At 33.8% G+C, this 14286-nt stretch carries 7 protein-coding genes; 1 reads left to right on the top strand and 6 read right to left on the bottom strand.

Annotated elements, in window-relative coordinates; all coding sequences use genetic code 11:
• Positions 1-683: 683 nt before the first annotated feature.
• Positions 684-1766, top strand: coding sequence for a recombinase RecA (gene recA / locus ACP6PK_RS21330; protein ID WP_426562437.1), 1083 nt, complete (start codon positions 684-686; stop codon positions 1764-1766).
• A 1925-nt stretch (positions 1767-3691) separates the two neighbouring features.
• On the opposite strand, the gene ACP6PK_RS21325 is transcribed toward recA, so the two are convergent.
• The 6 genes from ACP6PK_RS21325 to ACP6PK_RS21300 all read right to left on the bottom strand — a co-directional run bounded on the left by ACP6PK_RS21325 (position 3692) and on the right by ACP6PK_RS21300 (position 14022).
• Positions 3692-4570 carry an alpha/beta fold hydrolase gene (locus ACP6PK_RS21325; protein WP_426562435.1) on the bottom strand — a complete coding sequence of 293 codons (879 nt, stop codon included), beginning with the start codon at positions 4568-4570 and terminating at the stop codon, positions 3692-3694.
• A gap of 1251 nt (positions 4571-5821) precedes the next feature.
• Positions 5822-6187, bottom strand: a complete 366-nt coding sequence (locus ACP6PK_RS21320; RefSeq protein ID WP_094671599.1) for a DUF1815 family protein — start codon at positions 6185-6187, stop codon at positions 5822-5824.
• Positions 6188-7249: 1062 nt separating this feature from the next.
• Positions 7250-7462 (bottom strand): DUF2839 domain-containing protein, encoded by a 213-nt coding sequence (locus tag ACP6PK_RS21315; RefSeq protein WP_426562432.1) that lies wholly within the window; start codon positions 7460-7462, stop codon positions 7250-7252.
• A 935-nt stretch (positions 7463-8397) separates the two neighbouring features.
• A complete protein-coding gene (locus tag ACP6PK_RS21310) occupies positions 8398-9936 on the bottom strand; it encodes a helicase C-terminal domain-containing protein (protein WP_426562430.1) in 1539 nt (512 codons plus the stop codon).
• Positions 9937-9941: 5 nt separating this feature from the next.
• Positions 9942-11459 (bottom strand): pentapeptide repeat-containing protein, encoded by a 1518-nt coding sequence (locus tag ACP6PK_RS21305; RefSeq protein WP_426562428.1) that lies wholly within the window; start codon positions 11457-11459, stop codon positions 9942-9944.
• A gap of 1009 nt (positions 11460-12468) precedes the next feature.
• The gene (locus ACP6PK_RS21300) at positions 12469-14022 is read right to left on the bottom strand and encodes a pentapeptide repeat-containing protein (protein WP_426562426.1); all 1554 of its coding nucleotides are present in this window, start codon (positions 14020-14022) and stop codon (positions 12469-12471) included.
• Positions 14023-14286: the final 264 nt, after the last annotated feature.

Here is a 14286-nt window from a genome sequence, read left to right as displayed (position 1 = left end):
TAGACCCAATTATTCTGATTAATGCTTTTGGGTATTGCTTTATACATTAAGTTGGCTTAATTAGTATGTATAAGATAGCACAAATAACTTCTGGAAATGATCGGGGCATAAGATTATCGTCTACCAATCTATAAAATATTGCTACAAATAAGTCTTTTATGGAAAATAATTATCCGTATAATCTAGTGCTACACCACGAGAATTATCAGGGATAAAGACTATACCCAATTTTTATAACCTCAAACATCTTGAGCCTGTCAAGTTGCCTTCGTGGACTACTATAAATTACCAATTAGAACCTATAAAGTCTATTTTTTTCTATAGATTCCAAATGGGTTCTATTGAAAAATAGAGGGATAGATATGGATATAGGGTCATTTTTCTAGCTTTTTGCCCTATTTTCTATTCTCGACTTCCTGACTTCTGACTCCTAACTCCTGGCTCCTTTGCCAAAAACTCGTACCTTTGCTCATATTCCAAATGGCTTCTATATTTATCTTGTTTGAACCAATATTTATCCTCTAAATGAGGTCTCTTGGCCTAAGTTATATAATCTTAATAATATTTTATATGTATTATCTAATAATAGAATTTTAAAAATGTTACGATGATGCAGTATGAAAAACTACATTTACCCTTATGGGTAGCCATTATCTAGTGAGTGTAAGTTGGGAAAAAAACAAATGGCTTCAGCTACAGATAACAAAGAAAAACAAAAAGCTTTAGATTCAGTCCTAAAAACGATAGAAAAAAGTTTTGGTAAAGGTTCAATTGTCCGTTTGGGAGATGCTACCCGCATGAAGGTAGAAACAATCCCTAGTGGGGCACTGACTTTAGACTTAGCATTGGGAGGGGGCTTACCCAAGGGCAGAGTTATTGAAATTTATGGGCCAGAAAGTTCGGGGAAAACTACTCTTGCTTTACACGCGATCGCTGAAACTCAGAAAACAGGAGGTATAGCAGCTTTTGTAGATGCGGAACACGCTCTAGACCCTACTTATGCTGCTGCATTAGGAGTAGATATTGAGAATTTATTGGTCTCTCAACCTGATACTGGGGAGATGGCTTTGGAAGTTGTGGATCACCTTGTTCGTTCTGTAGCTGTTGATATTGTGGTTGTTGACTCGGTAGCAGCATTGGTACCTAGAGCTGAAATTGAGGGAGATATGGGAGATTCTCACATGGGTCTCCAGGCTCGTTTGATGAGTCAAGCGCTACGGAAAATTACAGGTAATATTGGTAAATCTGGTTGTACAGTAGTTTTTCTCAACCAACTTCGGCAAAAAATAGGTGTTGTTTATGGTAATCCAGAAACTACTACTGGTGGTAATGCTCTTAAGTTTTATGCTTCGGTTAGACTTGATATTCGTCGTACACAAACTTTGAAGAAATCTTCAGAGGAATATGGTATTCATGCTAAGGTAAAAGTTGCTAAAAATAAGGTTGCTCCTCCGTTCCGTGTTGCTGAATTTGATATTATTTTTGGTAAAGGAATTTCTAATGTCGGTTGTATTATTGACTTAGCTGAAGAGACAGATGTAATTAAACGTAGAGGTGCTTGGTATAGCTACGAAGGAAGTAATTTTGCTCAGGGTCGAGAAAAAGCTATTGCCTATATGGAAGAAAACATTGACTTTGCCAGAAAAATTGAAGGTAAAGTTCGGGAACAGTTAAGTGATGGTGCTGTGGTTTCTGCTAATTCTGTGGCACAGGTTGATGAAATAGAAGAGGATGAAGATGAGGATGAAATTCTAGAAGAAGAGTAAATTTTGGTTTTGGTAAATAAAGGTATGAAAATAAAAATTGAACAATCTCAAATATTTGTTATTCAATAGATTAGCAATTACCAAAAAATACAAATCATACCCTCATTTACCAACGCCTAAAGTTGAGCTGTACTTTAGTGTTTCATAGTTGCGTTAATTTAATATCTAAAAAATTACGCAACTATAATCTTTAATCTTTTTGGCATTGGTAATTATTCAATAATTAATAATTAACAATTAATCATGAGGGTTTGCGTATAGAAAGTATTAGTGTTAAGGCTAGGAGTCAGGAGTCGTAGGGGCGATTAGCGTTTGCGGAGCATGACCGAGGAAATCGCCCCTACAGGAGAAACGGGTAATTTAGAGGAGCAGGAATTACGCCAAGGTACTATATATAGAGTTCAAAAACTATAGCGCTATAGTTGGGAACACCATATACATAGTATCTGGGTAAATCCTAACATTGCTAAATTATCTCAATCCGATGCCCAATTTCTAGAGACCATATAACTATATTTAACTATAATGAGGACTTACGCCAAAGTACTATATATAGAGTTCAAAAACTATAGCGCTATAGTTGGGGACACCATATACATAGTATCTGGGTAAGTCCTAACATTACTAAATTAGGGTTTGCGCTCAAAAGTCTTTTTTAAAGAGTAGGAGGAGAGGGGAGAGTAGGGGAAGAATTTTTTTGCTATACCATGCCCTAGAAATGTCCTCCTTTTTGAGCATCAAGAGCTGAAAACCAGGTACTTTTTCAAGACCGAAAAATCCTTTTAGATTTAATCAGCAAGACCTAAATTATCTCAATCCGATGCCCAATTTCTAGAGACCATGTAACTATATTTAACTATAATGAGGACTTACGCCAAGGTACTATATATAAAGTTCAAAAACTATAGCGCTATAGTTTGGAACGCCATATACATAGTATCTGGGTAAGTCCTAACATTGCTAAATTATCTCAATCCGATGCCCAATTTCTAGAGACCATATAACTATATTTAACTATAATGAGGACTTAAGCCAAGGTACTATATATAGAGTTCAAAAACTATAGCGCTATAGTTTGGAACACCATATACATAGTATCTGGGTAAGTCCTAACATTGCTAAATTATTTCAATCCGATGCCCAATTTCTAGAGACCATGTAACTATATTTAACTATAATGAGGACTTAAGCCAAGGTACTATATACATAGTATCTGGGTAAGTCCTAACATTGCTAAATTAGGGTTTGCGCTCAAAAGTCTTTTTTAAAGAGTAGGAGGAGAGGGGAGAGTAGGGGAAGAATTTTTTTGCTATACCATGCCCTAGAAATGTCCTCCTTTTTGAGCATCAAGAGCTGAAAACCAGGTACTTTTTCAAGACCGAAAAATCCTTTTAGATTTAATCAGCAAGACCTAAATTATCTCAATCAGATGCCCAATTTATAGAGACCATGTAACTATATTTAACTATATAAGGACTTAAGCCAAGGTACTATATATAGAGTTCAAAAACTATAGCACTATAGTTTTAAACGCTATATAGACAGTCTCTGGGTAACTCCTAACATTCCTAAATTATCTCAATCCGATGGTAAATTTCTACAGACCATATAACTATATTTAACTATATAAGGACTTACGCCAAGATACTATATATTAGAGATATAGAGTTCAAAAACTATAGCGCTATAGTTTTAAACGCTATATAGACAGTCTCTGGGTAAGTCCTATTATATGACTATATTTATTTACAAACTTTATTATACTTAGGGTATGTCATCAATTAGAAGTTATAAGCTTTGTAAGTCAAGGTCTTTATCATTTGGAGTCCTTTCAAGACCAAAAACTAAAAACTCTTGCTAGATAACATTTGCAGATTTAATTGATGACACGCTCTAGTATATGCTCATACAAACCTGTTTTTTGATTATTTTTTCCCGAAAAAGTTCAGCAACTCTCGATTCACTGTGTGGGGTACTTCTTGCTGAATCCAATGACCACAGTCAGGGATAACTTTTAACCAGAAAGGAGCAGCAATTAATTTGTCTAAACCTTCTGTAAGTTTTTGACTTAAAAAATAATCTTCTTTACCCCATAAAATTAAAGTAGGTGCTGTAACTTTTTCTGGCTTAGGGTTAAAGTTTTTTAGCCAATTTTGAGGCAAAAGAAATTGACGATAGTGATTAATTGCAGCGACTAAAGCTCCTGGTTTCTCTAAAGCTGCTTGATAAATCTGAGTAATTTCAGTAGTAAAAGCACTTTTACGAATTGCTTGTCCTTGAAAAATTCCTTTGATAAATTCTCTTAAGTTTTGCTGGATTAGCCATTCTGGAATTCCTGGAACTTGAAAAGCTAATATATACCAACTTCTGCGTATTTGATCTACATTTCCTGCCAATTCTTGAATTAATTTTTGTGGATGAGCTGCATTCAAGATTGCTAGACGGTTTAAGTATTCAGGAAATTTTTGAGCTAGATGCCATGCGATCGCCCCTCCCCAATCATGTCCAACAATATGTGCCTTAACATAACCTAAACGTTCAATTAGTCCCCGAATGTCAGCAGCTAAAGTATCTAAGTCATAACCATTATCTGGTTTATCGGAATCATTGTAGCCTCGTAAATCTGGAACTACAACCTTAAAATGACGTGCCAATGCCGGCATTTGATACCGCCAAGAATACCAGAATTCTGGGAAACCATGAAGGAGTATGACTAATTCTCCCTCACCTTGAGTAACACAATGTAGGCGAATATTATTGGTGTCTACAAAGAAATGTTGCCATTGAGATTCTAGAAGACTCATAGTTTGCAATCAACTCTCCTATCTTGCCAGACCGCTCTATACTTTGTTAGTAGTAATTTGTGTCCAGCTAATGTTAAATTTTTAACTTATCTATATCTATAGATTAACATCCGGTTAAGCCACATTGTCAGATTAATAGACAAGTAGCTTTTTCTATCTTGGTTACAGCAATTATTAGGTTGCCAATTTTTATACCTAATAGGACTTACCCAAAGAAACCCGGTTGCTAGGAAAAGTTATTTGTTTGAAAAATATGGATATATGAAAAAAATCGGTTTCTCGATTCCCATCCCTGAGTCCTGACTTAGTTGTTCGTACAAAAGTTTACTCAAATAGCTTTTCAGCTTGTACCAATTTCAAATACCTTAATTGGGTAGAGCTATAAATAATTCTATCAATTATCAAAGGCAAAAAAAATCATCCATTACCCTTGATTGATTCTTGAGTTTTTCTTGTAGAGAATGTATATGTATAGGGTTTGCTAAATAAATACTTTTTGTTGAGGTAGGGAGTAGGGAGTAGGGAGTAGGGAGTAGTTAATAATCAGGAAAAATAGGAGTTATACAGAAGGTAGTCATAAAGTATAGCAAGAGTGATTTTTCTGCCTCGCGTCATCCCAATATTCTAAGTTTTTGAGGCTCAAGGACTGAGAACCAAAGTATTTCAGACTCAAAAAGGCTAATACCTTTATCTGTCAATGCTTTGATATTTAATCAGCCAGCCCTATATAGTATTTTCAAATGATATGTAAATCAAAATTTAGTTTTTTTATAATAAAAAAGCATTGTGCAGAATACCACATATCCTTGTGTTAATCTACTATTTCATGCTGTTTTCCCTTCTTCCCTATTCCCTCCATACCTATTCCCTATTCCCTTTTTAATAGAACTTAGTTTCCACATATCAAATGAAAACTCTATAGATAGAATAAATTTATGGAAGTTTTATCTGTAGGTTATATGAGTTTCAAAAAATACTCTCTAGTAGTATTTTCTTGACAGAAGTTAGGAGTCAGAATAACGGATTCACGAATTATCGATTTCTAGAATGTGTCTTGATTAGAGTCAAACTGCTGTTAATGGACTAAACACAGTTCGATAAGTTTAATAAATTCTTTTTCTGCCAATTAATTTTAATTACAGCTCTATGATTGGCAGGAAGTCCATTAAAAGTTTTGTATTTATTCTAATTAATTATCTTTTTTGAATTTAGTATTACAACCACGAGGTCTCACCCAGGATCACTCTTGGACTAAATTGCCTTATTCAGGCTGAAGTCTTCCTGCCTCAGTTGATTAGACTTTTGACAAGGCTGAATCTGATTTTTGACCAAATTAGCTAGTTCTTGTAGTTGGCTAATTGCTTCAGCTCCTTCTAATTTCATTAATTCACGGTCATCTCGCATTTCTGTCCATGTAATTCCATAATCTGATACGAGAAAGCGAATCAGATGATTTTCTCCTAGACTGACCATGAATGATGCACTATTCCTTTGACCTCCACAAGTGTAACAGGATGCCAAATATCCTCTATTCTCTAGAACAATTGCTAGAGCTTGTAAATTCATTACTAGGTCTTGTACAAATTGACGATGTTGTTCTGCAAGTCTATGAAACACAATAATCCTCCTATCACCACAACCCTAAGATTTTAGACAATGTTTAAGTTTTTATAAAATTTTTTTGTTTAACTTCTGAAATAGTATAAACCCAATTATCTTTTATCGCATATCTCTTAAATGGCCTTTAATACCATATCTCTTAAGTTAACTGATAGGATTTTTGAGCAAAGTATCAACCACAACATTCAGCTAAATGCTTGTATTTTCTAGACTCAAGCCATTAATTTAGCTTCTCAAATCAGGTATTAAGAAACTCAAATTCGGAAATTATATAAATAATTAATTATCGCTATAAGTAAAACAGTATCTAGACCAATTAATAGTTATAAGCAATAGTTATTAATCACAATCCAATTGCAATTTTATTTAACCCAATAAAATATAAGTTTTTCTAGGGGTGAATTGCTGTGAATTTGCAATTAATTATTGGAGACTTTGTATAAACAAAATATTTAGACCCCATCAGGATTTAGGGATATAAAATCATGTTGAGGGTTATTGATTTTGCTAATCTTAGTCCGTTTTAGTTACTTCAAGTTATAAATAATAAATGTTTACCAAATTATTAATTATTAATTATTAATAATTAAATAATTATGGTTTAAAGCCTCCCCTTGGATAGGGAAAAAAAAGTGCTAGGATATTTCCCGATATTCAATTCCGTAACGGTTTTAACCAGAGGTAATTATCAATTATCAATTATCAATTATCAATTAATGAATTTAGCTACCCAACTTTGAATATTTGATTTGGTCAGTTGTTTTTGACACCTATTAATCAGGAATTAATCTGCGATAAAGATTATCATTTTTGACAAAATCAAGCTCACAAATTTTATCTTTATTTTCTCTTTAATAAATATCAATAAAATTAGCAAAAATCAATACTGCTTTTGGCTGAATTATCAGTCCATATTCATTAATTTAATTAAATTAATTCCTTGGTAATATTTTTGATTATCTTAGCCACAAAACTAATTTGATTAATCCTTACCCAATTAAAAATTAGGAATTAGTTAATATTTTTTTCTAACTTTTATCTAGCTTTCTAGAGCAAGAGTTATTCAACTTGCCACCATCCAAAAGCAGGACCGATAAATCTAACTGTTAACCAGCCAAAAATAAGGAATCCAATACCAATCCATGCACCAGTTGTAGTTAACTGCATAAATTGTTGACTTTGACTTTTAGTAATTGGCAGCCAAGAAATAAATCGTGATTCTTGACCGTACTCTTCTCCTAGTGCTTCTTTACGACGCTTTGCTTCACCCATAAATTATCTCAATCTTTATTCAGTAATTTATATCTAGATCATAACAATAATTATTAGTAAAAATAAAGCTCAGTTTGTTAAATCTGTTTAAAAAAAGTATCGAAAAAGTTTACTTTAAGAATTAGTTCTTAATCTATTTATTAATCAAGCAATACTAACTAGGGTTTGCTGAATAAGTCTTTTATAGGACTTGCGCAAAGACTATGTATATAGTGTTCAAAACTATAACGTTATAGTTTTTTTACTCTATATATAGTACCTCTGCGTAAGTCCTGTTTTAGTTAGGAGGCAGGAGTCAACGCACCCCTAACCACTTCTGGAAGGGGAAGTCAGGAGGAATGGGAATTATAAAGTATAGCAGTGAGCGCTCAGGTATTTACAAGGCCCAGCTCAAACTGCCTTCTAGAAAAGGTGTACAAAAAATAATGTGTAAATATGCCAGCCCACATTGCTATAGGTAGTCAGAAAAATAGTCCCTTAATTTTCTGCCTTATCCAAGTTAAAATCCTAACTTTTTAATCTTTTTAGACCAAAAACTTTGCACTTTTTCCAGACCTATAAATGCCAAAACCTTTATGTGTCAAGACTTTGATGTTTATTCAGCAAGCCCTAAATAGGGCTTGCTGAAAAAGTCTTATGGGTAAGTGTAGGAGTCAGGAGTCAGGAGTCAGAAGTCAGGAGAAGTGGGAATTATAGAGAAGGCAGGAGGAAGAATAGTAAGAGTGATTTTTCTGCCATAATCTATCCAAAATGCTCACTTTTTCGGCTTTATCAACCAAAAAGCTGGTACTTTTTCCAGACCTAAAAAGGGTAAAACCTTTATCTGTAAATGCTTTGATGTTTATTCAGCAAGCCCTAAATAATATACCAATTTGCTTGGAGTTGAATATTAATCCCACTCCCTACTCCCTACTCCCTACTCCCTATTCCCTTCTTCAAGTTAACCATGTAGTATCTAAGTAATTAATTTTGGCAAAAGGACTAAGAGCTGCTAAAACTTGCTTGCCATAACTACGATAAATCACACGATTATCTAACAGAGCAACGACACCTTGAGATTCTCGCACAGAGGCAATAGCACGTTGTAACTCTTGTAGTGCCTTTGGTAAAAGGTATAATCTAAACCAATCTAAACCTCGTTGCTTATAAAAATTTACTCGTCCAGATACTAACGGATGTTCCAAAGATGGAAGGGGCAAAGTAGTAATTATTAATAATTTAGGTGTTTTGAGTACTCTTTGATGTTCTTGCCAAAATTCCCAACCAGTAATTAAAATTCCATTTTCTTCAGGAGAAACAGTTTCCACTTGAACTCTGGAACCAAATTCAGAGGCCAAAATAGCACCTACTTGATTTTTAAGTGGTACATCTCCGATCAGGATTACTATTAATCCATCAATAGCACTGGAACTGATGTACAATAAAGTCTGAATTTCTGCAATTAATGCTGCTTGAAATTGAGGTGTGTTTGGCATTGGTAAACCATTGGGCAAATATAATTGAATCATCTCATTGCGACGATCAGGGGAAAATTTAACACAGGTTAGATCCCCTAGCCCCATCATCTGTCGATAGCTATCAGCTTTCGCTTCTAGGTCTAATGCTCCTCCAATAATTACAACAGGTTGTTTAGTCCAAATATTCTGGAGAGCTTCAGATAAATCATAAGGAGTACAGTATAAAGAAAATGATCCTCTCTGGCGATGAATTTCTGCCCACCTTAGTTGTCCATTGCTTTGCCATTGAAACCAAAAATCATTATTCAAATGATTACTATGTAATTCCTTATTTCCTGAAGGCAATGACAAACTTTCGATGAGATTTTGTAAAATTTGTTGCTCATGTTGTTCAATTAAGTAGCAACTGTAGGGATTAGCTGGATGTTGAAAGAGCGATCGGGTTAAGTTAATCCTTGTCTGACGAATTAAGTCAGCTTGATCAGGATAAACTTGCATCAGTTGATTCCAATTGGTAGGTAAAAAGCGAGTAGTTAAATAATTTTGTACCCAAATTTCTAGATCATCTGCCCAATCAATAATTGTCGGAATACCTTTAGAAAACTGCTCATCCTGCCATTGGCTAACTAACCAAGCTTCGGGCGTCATCAGTAGTAGTCCATTAAAATCAGGGTCTTGTGGAGGATAGGTTTGGATTGCTTTATTAAGGATTGATGAACTAATCTGAGAGTGGTTAGCTAGTAATCTGGGAATTTCAACAGTGAGTAAATGTTCTTGTACTGGCTGAGGAGCAACTAATATTGTTTTTCTTGGCCACATTAATATTGGTAGCAGATAACTCAATTGATATTGTTGATTATGGCTACCTGGTGGAGAAGCTGTTTGAATTAAAGCACTACGTCCCAGTCGCAAAGCCCTTGCTACTAGCCGTGCCATCGTTAAATTATGAGGCCAGTAAGGTTGATTTTGCGATTGTAGGAAATTCAGCAGAGATTGATGGACTTCTACTTCGATCACAGATTTTAACCAAAGTGATAAAAGCTATTAATAAAATCAGCTACCTTATTATCAGGGGGTAAAGAGAATTTTTGTTCATCTATATTTTTACAGATTTTTTTCCCAAAGTCTGGATTGTTACTTACTACTAAACTCTTACCACTTGAATTATTTAAAATTAACTGAGTAGGGGTTGAAAAAAAAGTAATTTTGCCTCTAACAGAGTCAATAATTTTTTTTATTCTCTGATTTTTTTGGATGATTTGTTCCATGCCAATTTCTAATTCTAATATTTTGGCATTGATTTTTTGTAAAGGGTGATTTTTGACAATTTCTATAATGTTAACTTGAGCTTTTTTAGCATCAGCAAAAGGTAAGATCACTATAAATGCTAGTATAAATAACAGTTCATCACTGTCTACTCTAAAATTCAAAATAGTTCTTTGGTAGTTAACTTCAATACTAGGAGGACGATTAATAAAATCGTAATCCTTAGCCAAGTGATAGTAAGTTGTAGTAAGAGCCACATTAGCTTTCAAGTCTAAAGTTGAATCAACAAGAATTTGAACTATTGGGGATTGATGGTTAAAAAATCTCTTAGATTCTGCTGATGATTTAAAGCGATAAACTTGACTACGATCGCCATTGGGACTAACATCAATCCATTCACAAACAATATCTTCCGCTTTAAGATTTAATCTAGGAACTTCATAAAGTTTTGCTCCAGTTAAAATTGCTCCTGATAAATCTACTCCCACTAAATCAGCTCTGACTAAATTGGCTTCGCTTAAATCAGCATGAACTAGACTAGCATTGGTTAATTTTGTGTTAGTTAAATTCGCTCCGCGAAGATTTGCTCCACTCAATTTAACATTACTGAGGTCGGCATCAGTTAAATCAGCTCCATTGAGAATAGCCCACCTGAGATTTGCCCCATTAAATGTGGTATTCCTAAGATTAGCCATACTAAGGTGAGCCTGTCTCAATTCAGCATTGGTAAAATTAGCCCCCTCTAGATCTGCTTTTGTCAGATCGGCATTGTGGAGGTCAGCTTTTTCTAGATTAGTTCTTTGTGCTAGAGCAAATCTGAGATTTACGCCACTCAGGTTGGTTTGACTTAAGTTAGCTTCTGTGATATTTGCTTCTCTCATGTCGGCCCCACTAAGATTGGCTCGCCTAAGATTAGCTAGAGTTAATTCTACTCTAACTAACTCTCCTTTAACTAGGGTAGCTTCTACTAATTCAGCTTCACTCAGATTAGCTCGGACTAGATTGGCCACATTGAGAGTTGCTTGATTTAATATAGCCTTTTTCAGATTGGCACTACTAAGACGGGCTATATTGAGATTAGCTTTAGTAAGATTGGCTTCACTGAGATTTGCACCACTGAGATTACAAACAAATAAAGTAGCATTACTAAGATTAGTTTTGCTCAAGTTCATCTGACTCAGGTTGACTTCTGTCAAGTTAATGGCAGCAAAATTTCTTTTTCCTTGTGCATATTTTTTGACTAATTCGTATCTTTTTAATATTTCTTCTGACATTTGTTATTAAGTAGTCAAGTTTACTAGATATAGCAATTCTTATACTGGTGATGTACAAAATTCTAGGTTTTAGGGAATAGGGAACAGGTCATTTCAGTTAGCCTCCTCCGGAGGAACTGCGCAATTCAGTTATCAGTACCTCTGGGGCTAACCCAGAGGCTTGAAATAATGAACTGTTATCTTTTCATCTTCTTAAAAGGGGAGACTTTAGACATTATTTTCTAGTAAAAAGAAAGAAAAGATAAGAGTGTACCTCACGCTTACTAAAAAAACCTATAGTTTTTTCAATTGTTTTTAAGATGATTATAATTACGGTCTATTTGTCAATAAAAAATCAAACCTGTGTATAAGCTGGGTAACGGTTATAATAAAGGGTTTTTGACTTCATTTTGGATAAATATCTACTGACCGAAAAATTTGGGTTAATAGCCTCCTCTCCTAAGGGGATAAAAAAAGAATATTCCGTATTTCAAGCCTCCTGGTTTAGCAGGAAGTACTGATAACTTGTAACTTGTAACTTGTAACTTGTAACTGAATTGCGCAGTTCCTCCGACAGGAGGCTAACTGAAATGACATACCCTATTCTCTATTCCCTAGAAACACAGTTTTCTAACATTTTTTGATCGAATTGGTATTAGATTTGTTCGGAATTTGACTCTTTTAGAGGTTTATCACTATGAGTACCATAAATTACAGCAGTTTTCATTTTAGTAGAACAAAGTAGGGACGTTCCATGGAACGTCCCTACAAGGGTTGTCGTTTTGACTATGTACTTCATCTACCTGAAAACCTCTATAAACAATTGATTCAAGTGTTTTTCCCCAAAACCTCATACCAAATATCACTGATGTTTGGTATGTTTTATCTGTTACTTAATATTAAAATCTTTCTAACTTATGACTTATATTTTATGACTCCTGACAAAAAAAATCTATAGCACAACTTTTGATATTTTGTCAAATTATTTTTTTGCCTCGATCTGCTCCTAATTTTATACAGTAAAATCTAGTTATTCAGAAAAATTTTTGACAAATAATACTAGGTTTTTATGAAATTGTTGACGATTTATAAAAGAGTTGACTAAGTATTCTTGATTTATATCTTTTTTGATTAAAAAATTAGAGATTGCTTCGGTATAATCTAAACTATTTGTGACACAAAAATCTTGTCCTATTGAATTAACTATCTTAATTTTTATAAGGGAACTGAAAAACTTTAAATTTTGTATTTGAGGAGGTTGAGTATTATTAGCTTTTAGTTCATCAATTATTCTTTTCATTTTATTAAGGCTTACCCTAATCTTAGCAAAACGATTGGATGTTCTAACATCTAAATTTCTAGAGTAGTCTTGGAAAATTTGCTCGATTAATTCTAAAAAATAATTTTGAGTTAATGTAGATACTTTAAATGGATAAATCATCAGATATGCAGTAGGAAATAACTGCTCATCTTTATCTACTCGAATTGATAGTATAGTTTTTTGATAATTTACTTCGATATTAGGAGGTAATCCCAAAAGATTATACTGTTTATAAATTTGACGATAGATAGCAGCTAAAGCCAAATGAGAATCAGGATATAAAGGTGCATCAACCGTAACTTTTACAGTTGGTTGACTAGCATTAAAAAAAAGCTTAGATTGTTCTGGAGTCAAGTTGATAATTTTACTACCATCACCATTGACACTCATATCAACCCAATTACAAGTAATATTTTCCGCAATTATCCTAAATCGTGATACTCCATAAAGCTTACTACCTGTTAGGGTTGCTGATGTTAAATCTACTCCTTCACAACTAACATAAATTAAATTACTTTTGGTTAAATCAGCATTAACTAAAACAGCATTAGATAAATTAGAATTATGTAAGTTTGCCCCATGTAAATTTACGCTATTGAGTATAGCTGAATCAAGATTAGCTCCATTCAAATTAGCTCCTGTTAAATCAGCCTCTGTTAAATTAGCTCCTTTCAAATTAGCCTGACTTAAATTAGAGAGAGAGAGATTAGCTTGTGTAAGTTCAGCATTATTAAAATTAACTCCTCTCAAATCAGCTTTACTAAGATTTGCTCTATGTAAATTAGCTCTTTCTAAGTTAGCATTGGCTAGACAAGAACTTCGTAAACGGGCAGAATGTAAATCTACTAATTGTAGGTTAGCTTGTTTTAAAATAGCTTCTCTTAAATCAGCCTCTGTTAAATTAGCACCTTTGAGATTAGCATTACTCATATTTGCCCGAATTAACTCTGCTCGAATTAACTTGGCTTCAATTAATTCAGCATTGCTTAAATCAGCTTGAATTAGATTAGTAAGGTTGAGATTTGCACCGTTAAGTTTAGCATGGGTAAGATTTATTTTAGTCAGTCTGGATACATTTAGTTTGGCTCCATTCAGGTTAGCTTCACTAAGATTAGCTTCAGTCAAATTAGTCAGATTTAATACTGCTTGACTTAAATTAATCTGATTGAGATTAACTTTGCTAAGATTGGCTTCACATAGAATAATACCTGTAAAGTTTTTTTCTCCTTTTGTGTATTGTTGAAGTATTTCTTCTCGATTCATACTTTTATAATATATTTATTTGAAACTTGATTTTTTTGCTTTAAGCATAGATTTTAATAGCTAAAGTATACTATTTTTACTTTGCTGCCTTTCTAGAGAAATAAAACAAGAAAATCCTTAATATTGTTTGACTTTATTTTTTTGACATTATACCAAGGGCGATAAATGTTTTTTACATAAGGTAGAAGGAAAAGGGAAGAAGGAAGAAATATTCAATCACAACAGGGAAAAATGATAAATACTTTGACAGTATCTATTATTTTG

The organism is Dapis hubbardiae BLCC-M172, from assembly GCF_050016015.1.
In the GTDB taxonomy this organism is placed as follows: Bacteria; Cyanobacteriota; Cyanobacteriia; order Cyanobacteriales; family Microcoleaceae; genus Trichodesmium.
This window is presented reverse-complemented; position numbering and strand designations above follow the sequence as displayed.

What these genes read in the sequence shown, in the direction of transcription:
- ACP6PK_RS21300 (WP_426562426.1), bottom strand. Translation starts at nt 14,022, where the DNA reads ATGAATCGAGAAGAAATACTTCAACAATACACAAAAGGAGAAAAAAAC.
- ACP6PK_RS21315 (WP_426562432.1), bottom strand. Translation starts at nt 7,462, where the DNA reads ATGGGTGAAGCAAAGCGTCGTAAAGAAGCACTAGGAGAAGAGTACGGT.
- recA (WP_426562437.1), top strand. Translation starts at nt 684, where the DNA reads ATGGCTTCAGCTACAGATAACAAAGAAAAACAAAAAGCTTTAGATTCA.
- ACP6PK_RS21325 (WP_426562435.1), bottom strand. Translation starts at nt 4,570, where the DNA reads ATGAGTCTTCTAGAATCTCAATGGCAACATTTCTTTGTAGACACCAAT.
- ACP6PK_RS21305 (WP_426562428.1), bottom strand. Translation starts at nt 11,459, where the DNA reads ATGTCAGAAGAAATATTAAAAAGATACGAATTAGTCAAAAAATATGCA.